At 37.3% G+C, this 20,084-nt stretch carries 20 protein-coding genes; 5 read left to right on the top strand and 15 right to left on the bottom strand.

All coding sequences use genetic code 11. The annotated features are described in order from the left end of the window. The 5 genes from GKP30_RS22925 to GKP30_RS22945 all read right to left on the bottom strand — a co-directional run. On the bottom strand, positions 1-965 hold a 965-nt coding region (locus GKP30_RS22925), incomplete at its 3' end, for a hypothetical protein (RefSeq protein WP_216831796.1). Between the two features lie 181 nt (positions 966-1,146). Continuing rightward, complete coding sequence (locus tag GKP30_RS22930) at positions 1,147-1,944, bottom strand: DUF1444 domain-containing protein (protein ID WP_216831797.1); 798 nt, start codon at positions 1,942-1,944, stop codon at positions 1,147-1,149. A 52-nt stretch (positions 1,945-1,996) separates the two neighbouring features. After that, complete coding sequence (locus tag GKP30_RS22935) at positions 1,997-2,320, bottom strand: thioredoxin family protein (RefSeq protein ID WP_216831798.1); 324 nt, start codon at positions 2,318-2,320, stop codon at positions 1,997-1,999. Between the two features lie 31 nt (positions 2,321-2,351). Further along, positions 2,352-3,380, bottom strand: coding sequence for a PTS transporter subunit IIC (locus GKP30_RS22940; RefSeq protein ID WP_236035312.1), 1,029 nt, complete (start codon positions 3,378-3,380; stop codon positions 2,352-2,354). Positions 3,381-3,436: 56 nt separating this feature from the next. Next, positions 3,437-3,949: a hypothetical protein gene (locus GKP30_RS22945; RefSeq protein ID WP_216831799.1), complete on the bottom strand. Its 513-nt coding sequence runs from the start codon at positions 3,947-3,949 to the stop codon at positions 3,437-3,439. Positions 3,950-4,172: 223 nt separating this feature from the next. Between GKP30_RS22945 and GKP30_RS22950 the strand changes: the two genes are divergently transcribed. Continuing rightward, positions 4,173-4,616, top strand: a complete 444-nt coding sequence (locus GKP30_RS22950) for a YtoQ family protein (protein WP_216831800.1) — start codon at positions 4,173-4,175, stop codon at positions 4,614-4,616. Between the two features lie 72 nt (positions 4,617-4,688). Here the strand turns inward: GKP30_RS22950 and GKP30_RS22955 are convergent, their stop codons facing one another. Together GKP30_RS22955 and GKP30_RS22960 are read right to left on the bottom strand one after the other, a co-directional pair. Beyond that, positions 4,689-5,210 carry a DUF84 family protein gene (locus tag GKP30_RS22955; RefSeq protein ID WP_216831801.1) on the bottom strand — a complete coding sequence of 174 codons (522 nt, stop codon included), beginning with the start codon at positions 5,208-5,210 and terminating at the stop codon, positions 4,689-4,691. A gap of 90 nt (positions 5,211-5,300) precedes the next feature. Continuing rightward, positions 5,301-6,374, bottom strand: a complete 1,074-nt coding sequence (locus GKP30_RS22960; protein WP_216831802.1) for a M42 family metallopeptidase — start codon at positions 6,372-6,374, stop codon at positions 5,301-5,303. Between the two features lie 190 nt (positions 6,375-6,564). Between GKP30_RS22960 and GKP30_RS22965 the strand changes: the two genes are divergently transcribed. Next, positions 6,565-6,867 (top strand): PepSY domain-containing protein, encoded by a 303-nt coding sequence (locus GKP30_RS22965; protein ID WP_216831815.1) that lies wholly within the window; start codon positions 6,565-6,567, stop codon positions 6,865-6,867. A gap of 92 nt (positions 6,868-6,959) precedes the next feature. Here the strand turns inward: GKP30_RS22965 and GKP30_RS22970 are convergent, their stop codons facing one another. The 6 genes from GKP30_RS22970 to trmB all read right to left on the bottom strand — a co-directional run bounded on the left by GKP30_RS22970 (position 6,960) and on the right by trmB (position 14,781). Further along, positions 6,960-8,831 carry a PTS fructose transporter subunit IIABC gene (locus tag GKP30_RS22970; protein WP_216831803.1) on the bottom strand — a complete coding sequence of 624 codons (1,872 nt, stop codon included), beginning with the start codon at positions 8,829-8,831 and terminating at the stop codon, positions 6,960-6,962. A 7-nt stretch (positions 8,832-8,838) separates the two neighbouring features. Beyond that, on the bottom strand, positions 8,839-9,759 hold the full coding sequence (gene pfkB, locus GKP30_RS22975; protein WP_216831804.1) for a 1-phosphofructokinase: 921 nt from the start codon (positions 9,757-9,759) through the stop codon (positions 8,839-8,841). Further along, entirely contained in the window at positions 9,759-10,511 is a 753-nt protein-coding gene (locus GKP30_RS22980; protein WP_216831805.1) for a DeoR/GlpR family DNA-binding transcription regulator, read from the bottom strand. The genes pfkB and GKP30_RS22980 overlap by 1 nt, the downstream gene beginning before the upstream one ends. Positions 10,512-10,804: 293 nt before the next feature. Continuing rightward, positions 10,805-12,184, bottom strand: coding sequence for a hypothetical protein (locus GKP30_RS22985; RefSeq protein ID WP_216831806.1), 1,380 nt, complete (start codon positions 12,182-12,184; stop codon positions 10,805-10,807). A 72-nt stretch (positions 12,185-12,256) separates the two neighbouring features. Continuing rightward, positions 12,257-13,828, bottom strand: a complete 1,572-nt coding sequence (locus tag GKP30_RS22990; RefSeq protein WP_216831807.1) for a long-chain-fatty-acid--CoA ligase — start codon at positions 13,826-13,828, stop codon at positions 12,257-12,259. A 314-nt stretch (positions 13,829-14,142) separates the two neighbouring features. Beyond that, positions 14,143-14,781, bottom strand: a complete 639-nt coding sequence (trmB, locus tag GKP30_RS22995; RefSeq protein WP_216831808.1) for a tRNA (guanosine(46)-N7)-methyltransferase TrmB — start codon at positions 14,779-14,781, stop codon at positions 14,143-14,145. Between the two features lie 200 nt (positions 14,782-14,981). On the opposite strand from trmB, the gene GKP30_RS23000 reads away from it, so the two are divergent. Together GKP30_RS23000 and GKP30_RS23005 are read left to right on the top strand one after the other, a co-directional pair. Beyond that, positions 14,982-15,314, top strand: coding sequence for a YtzH-like family protein (locus GKP30_RS23000; RefSeq protein ID WP_216831809.1), 333 nt, complete (start codon positions 14,982-14,984; stop codon positions 15,312-15,314). A 73-nt stretch (positions 15,315-15,387) separates the two neighbouring features. Continuing rightward, on the top strand, positions 15,388-15,648 hold the full coding sequence (locus GKP30_RS23005) for a YtzH-like family protein (RefSeq protein ID WP_216831810.1): 261 nt from the start codon (positions 15,388-15,390) through the stop codon (positions 15,646-15,648). Positions 15,649-15,797: 149 nt separating this feature from the next. Here GKP30_RS23005 and GKP30_RS23010 read toward each other — a convergent pair whose 3' ends face one another. Together GKP30_RS23010 and pulA are read right to left on the bottom strand one after the other, a co-directional pair. Continuing rightward, entirely contained in the window at positions 15,798-16,586 is a 789-nt protein-coding gene (locus tag GKP30_RS23010) for a phosphotransferase family protein (protein WP_216831811.1), read from the bottom strand. Positions 16,587-16,718: 132 nt separating this feature from the next. Beyond that, positions 16,719-18,872 (bottom strand): type I pullulanase, encoded by a 2,154-nt coding sequence (pulA, locus tag GKP30_RS23015; protein WP_216831812.1) that lies wholly within the window; start codon positions 18,870-18,872, stop codon positions 16,719-16,721. A gap of 215 nt (positions 18,873-19,087) precedes the next feature. Between pulA and purU the strand changes: the two genes are divergently transcribed. Next, positions 19,088-19,960 (top strand): formyltetrahydrofolate deformylase, encoded by an 873-nt coding sequence (gene purU, locus GKP30_RS23020; RefSeq protein ID WP_216831813.1) that lies wholly within the window; start codon positions 19,088-19,090, stop codon positions 19,958-19,960. Positions 19,961-20,084: the final 124 nt, after the last annotated feature.

The raw sequence follows: 20,084 nt of genomic DNA on the forward strand, positions 1-20,084 counted from the left end.
TCTAACTCTTGTTGGCGCAGCTCTTCTCTTCTGGCTTCTTCTAACTCTTGTTGGCGCAGCTCTTCTCTTCTGGCTTCCTCTAACTCTTGTTGGCGCAGCTCTTCTCTTCTAAATTCCTCTAACTCTTGTTCATGCGCCTGATGTATACTTTCTTCTTGCTCTTGATAAGGTACAACCTCTGTTGTTTTTTCTAGAGTTTCTTGACCGAAACCTAATTCGGACCTTTCACTTTCGAATTCCTGATCATCTTTTCTTTGGTTAGACGGTTGCAGAACGATACTATGTCTTAATAGAGTTACGTCTTCAGAATAGTACTTATTTTCCTGTGTTATCTTATCTTCTTCTAAATATGCACTATCGTCAGATTTTATCTTTTCCTCTGCCGTTACCGCAATTTCATGCTGCACTCCTAAGTGCGGCTCTTTACTTGTGCTAGCCCAATCTCGGTCACTATACTTTTCTAATGGAGAGGAAGATTTATTTCTATATCCACTGTCATTAATATGAACATGATCTAGTAGAGAGTTAGCTTTCTTCTCTTCTCGTTTTTTAAATCCGTAAACAGGAGAAGGGATAAATGTTGGCTTAAATTGGCTATTGGTAAAAAAATCTCGTTTTTTTTCTGTTGGTGTTTCATTTTCTTCTCGAGACCCTTGATATGTAGTGACGACTCTTGCTGGTTTTGTTTGTGTTGATTGATCTAGTTGATCGGTTTGTTCTTCTTGCTTAAGCTTACTTTCATCTTTTTTCTGTCTAATTACTTTTGGTTGATCTTCTATTACAGGAAAGCGAAACTTACCTTGTTTCGGATATTTATGAACTACTTTTAATTCTGATGGACGGTCATCCGCCTCTAGCCTACCATAATGCGGCTTTTGTTTAGTTGGTTCCACCGTGTAAGTCTCTTCTTTACCCAAAAACCACTCTTGGATTTTGCGTAACCATTTGTTATGCTTGGAAACCATTTTTTCACCTACTTTTAATAGTCGTTCAATCATCAGGGAGGATTGCTATTAGTTTTCTGACTCAAGAACACATAAATCCTTTTATTATTTTGCTAGTACTATTCATTTTAACGCAAAAACCACTAGAAATCTCTAGTGGTTGGCAAAGATATTACATTTTTCATATTTTTAACAACGTTTTTTAATGTTTTGGCTTTCTTTGAGCAAGAATAAACGTTGGTTCTAACTCGCCATTTTCATAAATAAACGGAAGAGCTGTGATTGGGTTTCTGCCCTGGGTAAAGAATTGAAAGACCATCTGGCCTAAAACGTCATAGCCTGTATCATTTTTAATATCTGCAAAAATAAGTACATCCTGATGTGGTACTGCGACAGCTAATGTACCTGCTGCTTTCTGCTTCATCTTCTCTAGTAAAGATTCATCTAAAATGCGGCTTGCATCATAACCATCATTCGTGTTTAAGAAATAAAAAGTATTATCAGCAACCTGGTCTTCTTTTAACGAATGGGAAAGTGATCGCACATTAAAGAGTGCCACTTCTTGAATGGCTTTACGGGTATAATGATTACGCTCTAACATATCCTCATCGATGAGCGTGTAGTAATTCCCCATATCAATCGAATAGAAGACTCTAGTTTCCGCTGTATGTTCATCAAACACTAGCTTCTTCCCATCTTTCGTTTCTGTTGGAAAAGAGGTTCCTCGAATGACAGGAAAGATATCTTTATCTCTACCTTCAAGCGATATATCACGTTCCATTGCTGTTAGTGTAATTTCTACATATCGAACAGCTTCTTCAATGGCTTCGTCTTTAACTCTTTCATATTTCGTTAATAGTGGCTTAAGTGCTACATTAGCCCCTTTTCGAATTTCTTTATTTTCAATTCGAAGTCGATCTTCTTCTTTGTCATAATTTATCGTCCACTCTGGGCGCTCTAATCGCTTTTCAAGAGTTTCTCTTAGCATATGAAGGTCCATTAAACGTCCCCCTAAAAAAATATCATGCCCTAATTATAACACGATCTAGCACTTAACACTTGCTTAATGCTTCTGATAAAAAAGTTTCAATCTCTTCTTGAGTCTTTCGGTCTTTACTGACAAAGCGATGAACTTCTTGACCATTATGGTAAGCGATAAAGCTCGGAATGCCAAACACGTTTAATTCGCCACATAGATCAATAAACTTATCTCTATCAGCATATAAAAACGTAATTTGTGAAAACTTTTCCTCTACCTCAGGTAAAAAAGGTTCAATTACTCGGCAATCTGGGCACCAGTCTGCTGAGAACATGATTACTTTTGTTCCCGATTGAATTTCAGTATGAAACATTTCCATTGATTGTAGTTCTTTCATTAATAAATTCCTCCCTCAAGATACTTTCTTTTTATTGTTCAATCTTCATATCCCCAGGCTTAATTAATTTCATTTTCCTAAACCATTCAGATACGATTAAACTAATAATAGCAGGTCCAAGAATATGTAGAAATAAAATGATAAAAAAGATATTCCAAGAAAACCCCATTGCTGTAAATGTCATAATCTGACCAACAAATCCACTCGTTCCCATCCCTGCCCCTGCTGGATTATTTACCATTTGAAAAACGATCGTCGCAAAAGGGGCTAAGCAAATCCCCGCAACAGTAGGAGGGACTAATATTAACGGATTTTTTACAATATTGGGTACTTGCAGCATGGAGGTCCCAATGCCTAATGCCATTAATCCAGAAACACCATTTTCACGATAACTACTGACAGCAAAGCCAACCATTTGAGCCGCACAGCCTACCGTAGCTGCCCCAGCGGCAATTCCTTCTAGTTCAAGCATAATTGCTATCGCAGCACTTGAGATAGGAGCAGTTAAAGCCAACCCCATTAGCGTTGCTACTAGTATTCCCATTAAAAACGGTTGCTGTTCTGTCGCCCACATCACTAAACTCCCAAATTGAGTCATACCAGACTGAATTACGGGGCCTATAAAGTTTGCTACGAAAAAACCTACAGTTATCGTTACAAAAGGAGTTACAATAATATCTACTTTGGTTTCCTTCGATACCAGTTTACCAATTTCAGTAGAAAGCAATGCACTAACAAATGCCCCTGCAGGACCACCAAGCTGTGCTCCAGCTGCTCCACTTACTACGGCAGCAAACAGGACAAGACGAGGAGCTTTTAAACCATAAGCAACCGCAACTCCAATTGCAGGCCCCATGAGCCCCATTGCGAGGACGCCCATTTCCGTTAAAAATACTGATAACAACCCTAAAAACTCAAACCTAGCCAGTTGTTCACCAATTGTACGAATGATTAATCCGATAATTAAGGAGGAGAAAAGACCAAGTGCCATAAAACTCAATGCGGTAATGACATAAGTTCTCCAAGATAAGTCAATTCCTTTTCTCTTTAAAAAATCCAAATGAATTCCTCCTATTTTTACCTATAAGTTATAGTGTTTATAATCTATTGTTAAGATTAGTCTTTATATTGAACACTATGTAAAATTTCAGTCATGATTTCAGTACTTTCTTCAAGTTCCTGAACGGTCGATATCGTTGTAACCTTTGCACCACCCATACCGACAATCACTTTATAGTACCCTTCTTCACTTGGAGTAATGGCTAGGTAACCTAATTTATCTTCTTCTTCAATTACTTCAAAAACAACTGCATCAATTTCGAATTCTTGATCTCGTACAAGATGTACTTCACTATCAAAGGGTTCAACTGGTATGAAGAACAATAGAAAGATTTGCTCGTCTTTTTCTATTTGAACGTTAAATTCAATTTCTTCAGTCACTTCCATGCCAGGCGGTAAATAAAAATCAACCTGTTCCCCTTCAAAGTTTGGTTCGGATGTTGCCTCTGAAGTAAATCCTTCAGTAAAGGCTTGATGAGCCGCCTCAATTGCTTCGTCATCCGTAATTTGACATGCAGACATAAAAATTAAAAATGATACTAAAGTCACTATGGAGAAAAATGGCTTCACACGTAATCTCCCTTTCAAATAAATAGAATGTTTACTATGTTTATAATACATTGAAACAAAATTCATTGACAAGTACAGCCTTATTTCGACATCTTTTGGAGTGCAATAAATACAACGCAATAGTACCCATTTCCTTATTATGAGGAGTAAGAGTTGCTTTATGTTACCTCATACATCTTTAAGTGTTAGAATAGAACTACAATACATAAAAGGAGCTGACTGTATGGAATTATCTGTTTATCTTGCAGGACAAATTCACGATGATTGGCGTGAGGAAATTAAGAAGTTAGCGCGTGAAATGGAGCTTCCTATTTCTTTTACAGGCCCGATGGAAAACCACGATCGTTCGGACAATATTGGCGAAGAAATACTTGGCAAACAACATGACGCTATCGCTAAGGATGAAACTGCATCAAGTATTAACAACTTACGCACACAAATTTTACTTCAAAAAGCGGACGTCGTAATCGCTTTATTTGGGGAGAAGTATCGTCAATGGAATAGTGCGATGGACGCAGCAACTGCCATTTCCCTAAACAAACCTTTAATCCTCGTTCGTCCTGCATCACTTCACCACCCATTAAAGGAACTTTCAAATAAAGCACAAGTAGTTTGTGAGACACCAGAACAAGCATTAAGGGCTCTAGCATACGTATTTGAGAATTAATTTTAAAGGTTAACTCAAAGTGGATATACCACCTAATTCCACATTTGAGTTAACCTCACATTTTTAAGACCTTTAACTTTTTTGTTTTTGAAATTCGTACTGTCCTACTAATAAACGAACTATATGTTCAAACATCATACTTCTCGTGATTAAGCCGTTTGTTAAAATGCCTACGGTTCCACCTTTTTTACGGACGTCTCTTTCTTTTGCAAATCGATCGATAACATCCCCCAATTCTTTTCCTGCTCTTACTTGAACCGCTAGATGGTCAGGTAAAATAATTTTCGCACCGCTAGCAACAGTCATTTCACCATTTCGGTCCATTAATGCTCCCCAATTACACAACATTAATCCAGCTTTTGTTTCTGTGACTCCCCCTTCTAAGCCAAATCCAACCTTTACTCTTTCATCAATAAGACAGCCTTTCGCCCGAGATATGGCACCCTCCATTGTTTCCTCATCTGAAAAGGGTTGTGCCGACACATTTGAATTTACATCTACTCCAATAATGTCTACAGTTTTTACATCTGTAAACACAGATCGGACCGCTTCTAGTTTTGCGGGATTTTTCGATCCAACAGCATAGATATCCATTGTTTCACTCCTGAACATATTCTGATAGTTTTCTTTAGTTTGATTTAAACATAAAAAAGGTAGTGCTTAAAGCAGCACCACCTTTCTTCATTAGCTATTTTTTAAAATTTGTTCGACCACATTATTATCAGTCGTTTTAACTAACTTCGTTAATAGTTCTTTTGCTGCTGCATAATCATCAACATGAACGATAGATGCATGTGTATGAATATAGCGTGAACATACACCAACAACAATTGATGGAACTCCATTATTACTTGTATGAACACGCCCAGCGTCTGTTCCACCTTGAGAAAGGAAATATTGATATGGAATATTATTTGATTCGGCAGTATCTAATACAAAGTCTCGAACTCCACGGTGTGTAACCATCGTGCGATCATAGATACGAAGAAGAGCTCCTTTACCTAACTGGCCAAACGCATCTTTTCCACCAGTAGCATCGTTTGCTGGACTTGCATCTAATGCATAAAAAATATCAGGTTGGATCATATTTGCTGCAGTTGCTGCACCTCTAAGGCCAACTTCCTCTTGTACTGTTGCTCCAGAATAAAGGGTATTAGGAAGTTGTTCACCTTGTAACTCTTTTAATAGTTCGATTGATAAACCAACACCATAACGGTTATCCCAAGCTTTAGCTAAAATTTTCTTTTCGTTTGCCATAGGTGTAAATGGACAAATCGGAACAATTTGTTGTCCTGGTTTAATCCCAATTTTCAGTGCGTCTGCTTTATCATCTGCACCGATATCGATATACATTTCCTTAATGTTCATTGGTTTATTACGTTGGGCATCCTCCAATAAGTGTGGCGGTGTTGAACCAACAACCCCGATAACTGGTCCGTTATCTGTAATAATTTGAACGCGTTGAGCTAATAGTACTTGGCTCCACCATCCACCTAGTGTTTGGAAACGAAGAAGACCTTTTTCATTAATGGACGTAACCATAAAGCCAACTTCATCCATATGTCCTGCAACCATTACCTTTGGTCCGTTTTCATTTCCCTTTTTTACACCGAAAATGCTTCCTAACTTATCTTGAATAACTTCGTCTGAATACTTTTCTAATTCAGAACGAACAAAGCGGCGAACCTCATGTTCAAATCCTGGTGCACCAGGTAATTCTGTTAACGTTTTAAAAAGAGCTAATGTATCTTTGTTCATGACTAGACTCCTTTCGAGTTCCGAAGAATATTATGTACACGCTTATTTTACCGAAAGATCACTTGTTTTTCCAGAGAAACGTGTAGACAGTGCTTTTTTTATTACACTAATTGTAACCGATTTGGAAATCTCATTAGAATTCAGTATACTTTAATAAATGACAAAATATGAAGGTGGGATTGTTTTGGGAATGAAACGTTTTGCTATTGGAATAGGTGTTGGGCTAGTCGCTGGACTGTTACTCCGCTCAAAAATTGGGCAAGAACTTATTTCGCCCGAGAGAGCCTTAAAGCAAGTAAAAAATAAGTTATCTCATTCGTTTAACGTTACAGGGTCTTGGATTCATATGATACCCGAAACTTGGAGCAAAAATCAGTTAGAATACACAGTTTACCGTGGTGGTCTAACTGCATCAAACGAAAACGAAGAAAACTTACAGTATGATTTCATCGTTGATGCTAAAACAGGAACCATCTTAGACGTAAACGAATAAGTTAAATTATTTTAAAAAATGGTGCCAGGCACCTTTAGTGCACTAAAGGTGCCTGGCACCAAAAAAAGAGGCTGCAATTGCAGCCTCTGATGTTATTTTACTGGTTTCTTCAAGATGCCGAGCATGATGGCTGTAACGATTGCACCTGCAATAATGGCTAAAGCATACATCAGTGGATTTCCGCTAACGAGGGCAATTACGAAGGCACCGCCGTGAGGAGCAGGTAAACCGATTCCAAACATCATCGTTAACGCACCTGCTACAGCTGAACCAACTACAACGGACGGAATTACGCGTCCTGGGTCGGCTGCTGCAAATGGGATCGCACCTTCTGTAATAAATGATGCACCCATGATGTAGTTGGTTTTTCCAGCTTCCCGTTCTTGTTTTGTAAATTTATTTTTAAAGAATGTTGTCGCAAGAGCAATACCTATTGGTGGTACCATTCCTCCTGCCATAACTGCTGCATGCGGCCCAAAATTACCTGCATCAATCATCGCAATACCGAAAGTGAAGGCAGCTTTGTTAATAGGTCCTCCCATATCAATAGCCATCATTCCACCAAGAATAATTCCTAATAAAATTACATTCGTAGTCCCCATGCCACCAAGCCAATTTTCTAATCCTGTGTTAAATGCACTTAACGGTCCTACAATGGATAACATGATCATACCCGTGAACAAAATACTAAAAACTGGATAGAGCAAAATCGTTTTTATACCTTCTAATGAACGAGGCAGATTTCTAAGCCCCCACTTAATTAAAACAACTAAGTAACCCGCGAGAAAACCTGCAATTAAACCACCTAAGAAGCCACCGCCTCCAGTTGAAGCGATTAAACCACCGACCATACCAGGAGCAAACCCTGGGCGATCTGCAATACTCATAGCGATAAACGCTGCTAGTACTGGGATCATTAATCCAAACGCATTCCCGCCACCAATTGTCATAAGCATTTCAGCTAATGGGTGATGGCTTGGGTGATCAGGATCGAAGGCTTCAATACCAAAAGCAAATGATAAGGCAATCAGAATACCTCCACCAATTACGAACGGAAGCATATTTGAAACACCATTCATTAAGTGTTTATAGAAGCCACCCTTACTTCCTTTTTCCGATGATCCTTCCTGCTGCCCACTACCTGTTGATTGATAAACAGAAACGTTACCAGTAATTGCTTTTTCAAGTAATTCCTTTGGTCTGCGAATTCCGTCTGTTACACCAACTTGAAGTACTTTCTTCCCGGCAAAGCGATCCATTTCAATTTTTGTATCTGCTGCGACAATAATAGCATCGGCTTTCGCAATTTCATCCGAAGTTAAGCGATTTTTCACACCGCCAGAGCCATTCGTCTCAACTTTAATTTGCACACCTAATTCTTTTGCTTTTTCTTTCAACGCATCAGCTGCCATATACGTGTGAGCGATACCTGTTGGACATCCTGTAACTGCTAAAATAAATTTATCACTCTTCTTTTCTTCAGCAGTTGTCTCTTGACTTCCTTCTTCACTAGCTTCCTTTGCGTCAATCGCTTGAAGCACTTCTTCTTCAGTACGAGCTTCTAAAATGGCCTTGCGGAAGTTTGTATCCATTAAATAAGTCGCTAAGCGTGATAGCGTCTCTAAATGTTCGTTATTTGCCCCTTCACTTGCTGCAATCATGAAAAATAAATGACTGGGTTGACCATCAAGTGCTTCATAGTCTACCCCTTTTTTAGAGCGACCAAAAGCTATAGCTGGCGTTTTGACTGCTGCTGTTTTAGCATGTGGAATAGCAATTCCTTCCCCAATACCTGTTGTACTTTGCTCTTCTCGCGCAAGAATTGCTTTTTTAAATTCGTTTTTGTTATTTAATCGGCCCGCTCGATCTAATTTATCTACGAGTTCATCAATAACTTGTGTTTTCGTTGAACTCTTTAAATTCAATAACATGGTATCTTTTTTTAATAGTTCAGATATTCTCATCGGTGTTTCATCCTCTCTTCTTAGGTGTCAAATCTATTTCTAAAACAAGCCTCTCTATATCTTCTTTTGTGCAAAATTCATTAGAGAAGGCAGTTGCACTTCCAGCTGCGATTGCATACTGAAAAGCTCTTAAACTATCATTTGTGTCTTCCAAATAGGCTAGAAATGAAGCAACTACTGTATCGCCAGCACCAACAGAATTGACGACTTCTCCTTTTGGTACAGTTGCATGGATGCATAAGTCCTTATTCATGAGCAACGCACCTTTTGAGGCAAACGAGACGATAATATTCTCTACTCCTTTATCTAACAAACGCTGTGCTAAAGGGATCGCTTCATCTATCGTTTTGACCTCGTTTGAAAAAAGCTCTCCTAATTCATGATGATTTGGCTTAATTAAATACGGCTTTCTTTCAATTGCTTCTAGTAGAGGTTCCCCACTAGTATCTACAATTACCTTCGCTCCACTTTTTTGGGCAATCTCCATTAACTGTGAGTAAATATCACTTGGTACTGTCCTCGGTACACTTCCTGCTAAAACTAAATAATCATTCTCTTTTAGTTCTTTTATCTTTTCTATTAATTCTTCTAGTTGCTGTTCTATAACTCTTGGCCCAGCACCGTTAATTTCCGTCTCAGTGCCCGTTTTCAACTTGATATTAATTCGCGTTTCTTCATTTACACGAACAAAACGAGTAACTATATTTTCTTTTCTAAGGCCTTGTTCTATAAACTCACCTGTAAAGCCGCCAATAAATCCTGTCGCGACAGAAGGTTTCCCTAATCTTGAAAGTACTCTCGAAACATTAATGCCCTTCCCACCTGGTTGTTTCATATCATCATCACTTCGGTTTAATGCACCGAGTTGAAAATCAGCTACTTTTACTATGAAGTCTATTGAAGGATTTAATGTCACTGTATAAATCATTAGTCTACCACCTTAATTTCTGTCCTCTTTTTATATGCCTTTACAATCTCTTTATCTACAGAAGAACTCGTTAGTATCGTAACTTGTTCAATATCTGCAAACTTCGCAAAAGAGATTTCACCAAATTTTGTATGGTCCACAAGTAAAAATGCTTGTTGAGCTCTACGCAATGCAAATTCTTTCACAAATGCTTCTTGTGGATCAGGAGTCGTTATTCCGTAGTCAATATGAATACCATTTGCTCCTAGGAAAACTTTATCAAAACGAAATGATTCTAACCCTTGGATTGCCGCTCTCCCCACAAATGCTTTCGTCTTTGATTTTACAAACCCACCAATTACATGTGTTTCTATCCCATGTTCAACTAAAGAATTTATATTATTTATTGCATTTGTAACTACAACAACTTCTTTTTCCCGCAGAAATGGGATCATTTCTGTTACAGTTGTCCCCGCATCAAGATAGATGGACTCCCCTTTTTCAATAAATTGAGAAGCATACCTTGCAATTTCTATTTTTTCTTGATTGTTTTTGACCGTTTTTTCATCAAGCGTCGGTTCAATCAACCGCTTCTTGATAAGTGAAGCACCACCATGGACTCTTTTAAGCTTGTTTGCTTTTTCTAGATCTGTTAAGTCTCTTCTTATTGTGGATTCAGATGCATTTGTAGCTTCAACAAATTCTTGTAACTTTACGATTTCTTTTTCATGTAATAATGACAAGATCAGTTGATATCGCTCTTCGGTAAGCATCTCTGGCACCTACTTTCTACTTGCTGATGTATTCATTATAAAATGAAACGCTTTCAAAAATCAATCAAAAACGTTCATATATTATCAAATTCATTCATTTGTGATCAGAAACGTTCACAATTAGTTTTTCCTATCGTTATATTCAAATTCCCCTCAATTGAGTGTTAATTTTATTCCACTTTTCACATGGTGAGTCAAATCTTTAACACAGCTAAAATAAAAAAGGTATGATGCCTAGCAACACGTGCTAAACATCATACCTGTAAATATTTGTAAACCTTTAAAGCTTAACGTTAAACACTTTTTGATTCGTCTTCTGATTGCGGAACGGCTCTTTTATTGACCCATTGTTTTTCTAAAATGATCCATAAGACGATACCAACACCAAGCCCCCAAGCAGCCCCTTGAGTTGCTAACACCGCCCCTATGATGATGGCGATTCCTTTTTCTAGGGTTCCTTTTTCTTTTAGTATTTCCATGGCTAAATATCCACATAAGTACCCTTGAATTAACATTGTTAGCGCCATTCCAATGTTAATTCCTGGTTGGAATAATGTTACGAGAGGACCTAATAATAATGCAATACTCATCCCCCAATATATCCCAGTTGCTCCTCCCCAATAACTGTCAACTTGCTTTCTACTATTATTCATATATCGGTTTAATACTAATGCCTGCCCTCCTGTCCATTGTGGTCCAGAAAGCGGAAGGAACGGCATGAAAATCCCAGAAATGAAGTTTCGTATAGACACAATGATGCTATTTCGTGCAGGACTAAATATTACTTTTTCATCCTTGCGAACTTCATCTGCATTTTTTAATAACGAGCTCGCTACTAATACATCACCAAACGCGATAATGTATGCGGCAATCGCCAATGGAAGCGCTTGCAAAAAGTATCCTAATGGAGGTATTCCCACCCCAAAAATACTATAGTTCGAAATGATTTCACCAACTGGCAGTGCTACGATACTCCAGCTTATTTGCGGTACCCCAACTTCACCTATGATAATTCCAAATATATAAGCTAATGCAAACGGAATTGCAATTCCAAATTGAGCAACATACCTGAAGAAAGGATAGCGTTCACGTAATGGAGCTGCTGTTTTTGAGAACATCATGAAAAACCCTAAGGCTGCCCCAAGCAAAATTGTTATTGGCATCGTCCAAACTCTGCCACCGTCTGCGAACTCGCCATATAGTGCCGCAAAGCCTGCTCCTAGTAAAATACCTGCTTTCAAAGAGGTAGGAACTTTTTTTACAAGAACGTCAGCTCCTTTAAAGATCCCCATAAACAGGAAAATCGCTGCAACGGTCAATTGTAAAGCAATTAAGGCTAAAATTCTTGCTTCTCCCTCTGGAAATCCAGCTAGAAATCCGACATACAGTGGTATCCCTGCAGTAATCCAACCTGCTACAGAAGGGTCTCCAAAATGCGTGTGGAGTAAGTAAAGAAAGTTATTAATAATTACAAAGGCAATCGCAAGTTCAAATGGTATTCCTAAAGTATCCATCATTACAGCTGTAATACTCATTGGAACTACACAGAGAATAGCACCTTGTAACCAATCAGGATATTCAATCTTATAATGAACAAATGGTAATCTTAGTTTTAACGGACCAAGCATTGACGGTTGTTCATTACCATCTTCCCTCTTCTTATATAACCCCATTATAGCAGTCGCTCCTTTAATTAATTTATTTATAAACTAGCAACTTGTATGATTGATTGAACGATAGAGTGCTTATAATTTAGCTTCATTTTTAAATTTTTTTTCTAAAATAAATTTTTGTATCTTTCCACTTGGTGTCTTAGGAAGAGCATCAACAAAGTAATATTCTCTCGGTCTTTTATACTTTGCTAGTTTTTCTCCTTGTAATAAAAATTGATCAAGCTCTTCTTCATTTAGGTTACTGCCTTTTCTCGCCACTATGAAAGCGGTTACAATTTTTCCCCAGTTAAGATCTGGCTTTCCAATAACTGAAGCTTCAATTACATCAGGATGTTCTATTAATCGATCTTCAACCTCTCTCGGGTATACATTTTCAGCACCCGAAACAATCATATGGTCAATTCGATCCCGAATCCAAATATAGCCGTCTTCATCAACAGAACCTAAATCTCCAGTATGATACCACCCATGAGCAAGGGCTTTTTCGGTAGCTTCTTGCCTTTGATAATATTCTTTCATTACACATGGCCCTCTTACGATGATTTCACCAACCTCATGAACGTCGCACATATTTTCTGGATGAGTTGGGGTTCCATCCTCATTTGGCCTTACGATTCGGACTTCGTGAGTGAGTATCGCCTTCCCTGCAGACCCTGCTTTTGATAGTTGTTCATCCTCAAATAATACGGTCATAACAGGTCCCATCTCTGTAGTTCCATACATTTGAACAAGTGCCGCACTCGTTCGTTTTTCAAATTCCTTAATAAGCACAGGGGCCATTGAGGCGCCACCATAACCTAATATACGAAGAGAAGAAAGATCATAATTTTCAAAGCTTGGATCGTTTAATAGCATATTCACCATCGTTGGGGCAGCAAATAAATGACTGACCTTGTGATGCTGTATGACTTGTAAAGTTTGAGAAGAATCAAAATGGTGTAATAAAATATTCGTGGCTCCGACTTGTAGTCTGGGCAAAAATGAAGTATGAAGTTCAGCTGTGTGATTTAATGGAGCAATTGATAAACCGATGTCATTTTTCGTAATTCCCATGCACTGCATCATTAAAAAATTATGATGAACCATATCTCGATGTTTATGAAGAACTCCTTTTGGTTTTCCTGTCGTACCACTTGTATACATCATAATATAAATATCTTCTTCATCTACGGTCGTCGTGGGACGACTAGTTTCACCTTCTTCTAATAGACGATAAAAGTTCATGCTAAAATGAGGAGTATCTTCATCTACATATATAAAACTGTCAACATTAACCCCAAGCTCTTTCGCTTTAGAAACTGTTTCATGAACCGCCTTTTCAAATAGAAGAACTTTTGAATTTGCATCCTCTAAAATATACTTTAGTTCACTAGCTGTTAGTCGGTAATTTATTGGGTTAAAAACAGCGCCTATCCTCGCTGCAGCAAATAGCGCGACAACAAATTCACTCGTATTGTAAAGAAAAGTTGATACCACATCTCCCTTTTTTACCCCTAACTTTTGCAGTGATGAGGCGAAGCGATTCACCTTTTCATCTAACTCGGAAAACGTCCAATATTGATTTTTTCGTACATACACTATGCCAAGTTTATCTGGGTAATTTTGTGAAGACCAATCAAGCATTTGTCCCACTGTTATCGTCATATCTACTTTTCCTCCTTCTATTCATTTTTTCAATTAAGTAAATGAGCCAAAAGAAAAAATTATGATAAAAGAGCTATTTAAATCACTCTCCTCTCTAATTTAGCGATTGAACGCTTACACTGACATTGCAAAATCCATGCCAAATTAGAAAGCCTTTTACACCTTTGTTTTGTCCTTAAGTGTTTTCTAAGTACACAAAAGCTGTATCTCTTAGAAACATCTATTTCTAAGAGATACAGCTTTAAGGTCTTCATATTTATTGTTTGAGTAACTAATATTTTTGCTGTTAAACTTGTTTTCGTATTGTGAATGGCTTATCGATAAACTGCTTCACATCGATAAATTCTCATTCCTTTGGATGAGAACTTTTCTTCGTATTCCGTCATAATATTACCTACCATATCACTCTTATGAAGGTCTAAACTCACATTGTTTAATATTAAACCATATTTTGAGAAGCTATGAAGGGAATATTCAAATAACCCTTGGTTATCTGTCTTAAAATGGATTTCACCATTCGGCTTCAATACAGTTTGATAAAGACTTAAAAACCGTTCATAAGTAAGTCTTCTTTTTTCATGTCTAGCTTTCGGCCAAGGATCCGTAAAATTAATATAAACGAGGCTTACTTCCCCTTCCTCGAAATAATCTCCTAAATTTAAAACATCTTTATTCAACAGTTTAACATTTTCAACATTTGCATCGCGAACATTTTCCATCGCAGAATGAATAACTGTTGTATACTTTTCAATCCCAATGTAATTAATATCGGGATTAGCTTGTCCCATCTTTGTTAGAAACTGTCCTTTACCCGTTCCTACTTCGATATGAATCGGATTATCATTTCCAAATACTTTGTTCCACTTGCCCTTCTTTTGTTCTGGATGTGCAATAACAATAGAAGACTCTTTATTTATTTCATCTTGTGCCCAAGGTTTATTTCGTAAACGCATGCTTTCACTCCTTTTGATTAAAAACAACGATCATTTTGTACTCAATTTTTTATTATATGACCTTTCAGCGAAATTGTATAGATACTGTGAAAACTATTCCACTACCCCTCTTGAAACATTTGAACAAAACTCACTATGTTTATTAACTCTTGATAAGGGTATTAGTTATTCATAGTCAGTCCAATTAAGGAGGGATCAATATGTCAGACAAGAAGCTTGTAAACACAAAGCCAATTATTGAATTACTAGAAACCCAACTTAAGCAAGGTGTAACTACACTCGAACAGTGTGAAGAGTTGCAGGAAAAAATTTCAATTATTAGACAAGAGGAAGAAATTGATCCAAATTTCCAGGGAACACTACAAGAACTCCAAGCTTACTGTATAACTGTGAAAGAAAGTAATAACTTAAGCGAACACGTGACATTTAATGATTTAAATTTAAAACGTTGGATTGAAGAACTTCAACTTGTTATGACTGGTAGTGAAGCTGTCACAATTGATTACGATCAAAGAAAAGGCAGAGAAATTTAACGGATAGTTATTGTTCTATTAACGCATTCTAATATTAGATATATGTATATTATGCTGAAAGGACGTTTCCGTTATGCCAATGAACAGTTACGATAAACTTGGACTGCTAACCGACATCTTAAAAAATCAATCTTCGGAGCAATATATGACAAAAGATGAGTATGAACAAATTAACCGACTTACATCATCATTAGTCGCTGAAAGCCATAATGATCCTAACTTGCTACAAGCACTACAACAAATTCAACAACTAAATGTCGACAACCATCAACCATTCGAGAACCAAGATGTCAATCAATGGATGCAGATCCTCGATAACACTAGCCTGACTTAATTAAAGACTTTAAATTGGTGTAAATTTATTAAAACCCGTTGTAGAAAAATGGAATAACGACAAAAAAAGCAAAAAAATTCCCCATATTTCCTGGGGAATTTTGCATTATTTGCTATTGTTAAGCGGTCTTCCTCTGATCTCGACAGCTGTTAATGTGTGCTATCTTTGATTAGTTCGACAAGATACCTTTCCCAACGTTCTACCTGACTCAATTCATTTCTTTGAATATGCCAGAGAATAATATACATCGTTTGTGATACAACATACCAATGCATTCGTAAATGAAGATCACTAGTTAATGAAACACCGTATTGGTTAAGCCATCCTTCCCATTGTGCTTCAGGGATATATAGATATAATAATAAGCCTAAGTCAAGTGCAGGATCGGCAACAGTTGCTCCATCCCAGTCTATCAAGTACAATTCCCCATTCTCACTGAGAATCCAATTATTATGATTAACATCTGTATGACAAACAACAAAATGATGATGTTCTACACGGTCTTTTTGTTTAAATAGATAGATTAGTCCATGTTCTAGTACTTCATCATAGGATTGAAGTAAGGACAATTTCTTTTGAAGATTTTCAATAATGATCTGTGGCGTTAAAGGTGTATTCCCTATGCGTTTAAACATATCAAGCAGCTCACTGGAACGGTGAATTTTTGCTAATAATTGAGCTACATTATTTCCGTTCATTTCATACGATTTTAACTCTCGTCCATTTACCCACCGCTGTGCAGTAATGACATCTCCACTTTCTAATCGTTTCGTCCATAGCAATTTAGGAACAATGCCCTCTGCAGATAAAACGGCTAAAAATGGAGACGAATTCCGCTTTAAAAAAAGCTTCTGGTCACCCTGCTGTGCAATATACGCTTCTCCTGTTGCTCCACCGGCAGGTGTTACATGCCAGTCGTCTCCTAAAAAAAACTTCAACCATTTCACCTTCTATTTCATCTGTAGTTCATTCCAACAATTTATTACCTACAGTATAACCCAATTTCGTAAGTTAGCCTATGTATAATTTCATAGAATAATGAAGCAGAGCCAACTTCAAGTGACTCTGCTTTATTCCTGAACTAATACTTTTGTACTAATCGGAGCGATATTTATACGTTTTCCTTTTTCAAAATATAATGGTATCAAATTCGCCCTCTTATCGTCAACGACTACTTTCCATTCACCATCGTATGGCAGAATTACTTCAATTGTTGACCAGCTCCCATTATGAATAACTGCTATTCGCTTCCATTCATCTACTTTATCTAGGTCGTCTAACATATAGCCAATAACATGAGGTGGAGTATCAAATGGTTTTAAGTGTCTTTGTACTGAGTTGAAAGTGTTCAAGCGAAAAGCAGGATGTTTTTCCCTAAGCGCAATTAAGCCTTTCACATAGTTCACATTATCTATAAACGCTTCTTTACGTTCCCAATCGATTGCATTAATAGAATCAGGCGATTTATAGCTGTTTTCTATTCCATATTTTGTCCGAAAAAACTCCTGTCCTGCGTGGAGGAAAGGAATACCTTGAGCAGTTAATACCATTGAAGTTCCTAATCGATGCATTTTATATCGGTATTCTTCAGGGTCTCCTCCATTTGAAAGAGATAATTTATCCCATAAGGTATGATTGTCATGACATTCGATATAATTTATTGATTGTTGCGGATTTCTAAAAAGTTGATCTTCCTGTTGAAATACTCCCATTGTTCCCGCTAAAACTTCTTTAGTGCTTTCGGTTGCATCTGCATTTCCATTAATAAATCCCTTTTCATGATGATTAAAACTACTACCCTTTAAGCGATCTCTAAACCGGTCATTGAAAAAACTAATTTTATCCAAGGATTTCGCTTGTTCCAGGACTGCCCTCTTTTCAAATGGGAAAGCTGTTGGCAGGTTCCAGCCTTCTCCTAATAAGATGATCGATGGTTTTAAATCGTATAAATGGTTCGCAACCTTTTGCATCGTTTCGACATCTAAAATTCCCATTAGGTCAAAGCGAAAGCCATCGACATTATACTCCTTTACCCAAAACGAAACACAGTCTATGATAAACTTTTGAACCATCTTACGTTCAGAGGCAATATCATTGCCGACACCAGTTCCATTAGAGATTTGGCCATTTTCATTGTATCTGAAGTAATAACCAGGAACTATCTTTTCAAAATCGCTGTCTTGCCAAATGTATACATGATTATAGACAACATCCAATATGACGCGTAGGTTATGGTCATGCAGTTTACCAATTAATTGTTTAACTTCTTTAATACGTAATGAAGGATTTTTAGGATCATCGGAATAACTACCTTCAGGTACAAAATAATGTGTAGGGTCGTATCCCCAATTGTAGCTATCTCGTTTTTGCTCATCGATACTTCCAAAATCATTTATTGGAAGAAGTTCAACATGAGTTACTCCTAATTCTTTTAGGTAATCTAGTCCCGTTGTTGTACCACCACTTGCCTTTGTTCCTTCTTCAAGCCAGCCAACATATTTTCCTTTTTTATCAATATCAACACCACTTGTCTGCGCTATTGTGAAATCTCTTATATGGGCTTCATATATAACCGTTTTATTTCGTTCATGGAAGGGTAGGTTTTTAGGCCATTCTGGCGGATGCGTCTTTGATAAATCGATTACGACACCTTTTAAACCATTTATTGAAAGTGCTTTGGCATATGGATCAACAGCTTCTCTCCAAATTCCATTAACGCAGACTTTATAAAGATAAAATAGACCATCTTGCTCACCAGGTAAGGATAATTTCCACACGCCTTTTTGTTTACGAACCATAGGAATTTCTATTCCACTTTCCTCTTTCCAATCATTAAATAATACTAGCCTTACTTCGGTCGCTGTTGGTGCCCATACTTTGAAAGTCGTTTCAGAGCTTGTATAAGAAGCTCCCAAATCATCCATTTCATAATAGAACATATCATCGAATGCTTTTGTTCTAACAACTTCACCTACTTTGACTAAAAGATGATCCCCATCTTTTGTAGACAACATATACTCTTTTCCGAATTCAATTGTATTAAATAATTGCAACTTTAGTTCATTACTGGACGTTTTTTTTATATGGAGGATAGGTATTTCTTTATTTCTAGAGCGTAATCTAAAGAAATCAGTATCTAGTTGTTCTTCAATTGGTGAGGACATGATAACTGTTATTTCGTCTACTTTTTTTATTTCTGCTTTTTGAACATGGTAAGCCGTCATAGACATGCCCCCTAACTTTCCTTATATATTAATAGTATATTTAAAAACATATAAATTGGTTATTTTTTAACCACCTATAATTGTTAACTTTACATGATACTAAGATATTGAATGTTTTTTTAGCCTTTTCTTTTTATGTACAAACATGGTAATATCTTTACTAAAAAATAGGCTCTTTTACACAGCCAAAATAAAAGGATTAGGGTGGAGAATAAATGAGACAAAAAAAGTTAGAAAACCGTGCAAAATTATTAATTTCGTGTCCAGATCGACCAGGAATTGTATCAACAATATCTACATTTTTGCATGAACATGGTGCGAATATTGTTCAATCCGATCAATATACTACAGACCCAGAAAGTGGAATGTTTTATATGCGTATCGAGTTTGATTTAAATGATTTTGATCAATCATTTGAAAAGATTCAAACCGAGATCGTTCCAATTGCTAACCAATTAGCTATGGAATGGCGTCTTGAAAGTGAAAAGCGCATGAAGAAAATGGCCATTTTTGTATCAAAGCAAGATCATTGCCTATTAGAATTACTTTGGAAATGGCGTTCTGGAGAATTACTAGTAGATATCCCATTAGTTATAAGTAATCACCCTGATCTACAAGAAACAGTTGAAGCTTACGGTATTTCATTTTACCATATTCCTGTTAGTAAAGACACAAAGGCAGAAGCGGAACAGCGTCAAATCGAGCTTATTAAACAGTATAATGTTGACTTCATCGCATTAGCTCGATATATGCAAATCTTATCACCAACATTTGTTGCAGAATTTCCACAACAGATTATTAATATTCACCATTCTTTTTTACCTGCATTTATCGGTGCAAACCCTTATGATCGTGCATTCGATCGCGGAGTCAAGCTGATCGGTGCAACTGCTCATTACGTTACTGATGATCTAGATGAAGGTCCAATCATTGAACAAGATGTACTTCGAGTTAACCATCGTTATACAGCTGAACAACTTAAAATTGCAGGTCGTGACGTTGAACGTATTACGTTTGCTAGAGCCGTTGCCTGGCATAACGAAGACCGCATCATAACATACGGCAATAAAACCATCGTGTTTTCATAAGAAAAGCGGAAGGTGCCTGCTTATCGGCGACAAGCGCTGGAGGGCCAGCAAGTAGTGGCCTGCTCTTCGGACACGTTTGCTGGACCGAAGCGACCTCGAGCCGATGGCACCTGTAGCTGGACAA

Origin of the sequence: Alkalihalobacterium elongatum (assembly GCF_019024285.1) — a bacterium.
Classification (GTDB): domain Bacteria; phylum Bacillota; class Bacilli; order Bacillales; family Bacillaceae_F; genus Alkalihalobacterium; species Alkalihalobacterium elongatum.

Excerpts from the sequence above, each read along its gene's own strand:
- GKP30_RS22965 (WP_216831815.1), top strand. The coding sequence starts at position 6,565 with ATGAAACGTTTTGCTATTGGAATAGGTGTTGGGCTAGTCGCTGGACTG.
- purU (WP_216831813.1), top strand. The coding sequence starts at position 19,088 with ATGAGACAAAAAAAGTTAGAAAACCGTGCAAAATTATTAATTTCGTGT.
- GKP30_RS22980 (WP_216831805.1), bottom strand. The coding sequence starts at position 10,511 with ATGCTTACCGAAGAGCGATATCAACTGATCTTGTCATTATTACATGAA.
- GKP30_RS22990 (WP_216831807.1), bottom strand. The coding sequence starts at position 13,828 with ATGACGATAACAGTGGGACAAATGCTTGATTGGTCTTCACAAAATTAC.
- GKP30_RS22955 (WP_216831801.1), bottom strand. The coding sequence starts at position 5,210 with ATGGATATCTATGCTGTTGGATCGAAAAATCCCGCAAAACTAGAAGCG.
- pulA (WP_216831812.1), bottom strand. The coding sequence starts at position 18,872 with ATGACGGCTTACCATGTTCAAAAAGCAGAAATAAAAAAAGTAGACGAA.
- GKP30_RS22985 (WP_216831806.1), bottom strand. The coding sequence starts at position 12,184 with ATGGGGTTATATAAGAAGAGGGAAGATGGTAATGAACAACCGTCAATG.
- GKP30_RS22935 (WP_216831798.1), bottom strand. The coding sequence starts at position 2,320 with ATGAAAGAACTACAATCAATGGAAATGTTTCATACTGAAATTCAATCG.
- GKP30_RS22970 (WP_216831803.1), bottom strand. The coding sequence starts at position 8,831 with ATGAGAATATCTGAACTATTAAAAAAAGATACCATGTTATTGAATTTA.
- GKP30_RS22950 (WP_216831800.1), top strand. The coding sequence starts at position 4,173 with ATGGAATTATCTGTTTATCTTGCAGGACAAATTCACGATGATTGGCGT.
- trmB (WP_216831808.1), bottom strand. The coding sequence starts at position 14,781 with ATGCGTTTACGAAATAAACCTTGGGCACAAGATGAAATAAATAAAGAG.
- pfkB (WP_216831804.1), bottom strand. The coding sequence starts at position 9,759 with ATGATTTATACAGTGACATTAAATCCTTCAATAGACTTCATAGTAAAA.
- GKP30_RS23000 (WP_216831809.1), top strand. The coding sequence starts at position 14,982 with ATGTCAGACAAGAAGCTTGTAAACACAAAGCCAATTATTGAATTACTA.
- GKP30_RS23005 (WP_216831810.1), top strand. The coding sequence starts at position 15,388 with ATGCCAATGAACAGTTACGATAAACTTGGACTGCTAACCGACATCTTA.
- GKP30_RS22960 (WP_216831802.1), bottom strand. The coding sequence starts at position 6,374 with ATGAACAAAGATACATTAGCTCTTTTTAAAACGTTAACAGAATTACCT.
- GKP30_RS22930 (WP_216831797.1), bottom strand. The coding sequence starts at position 1,944 with ATGGACCTTCATATGCTAAGAGAAACTCTTGAAAAGCGATTAGAGCGC.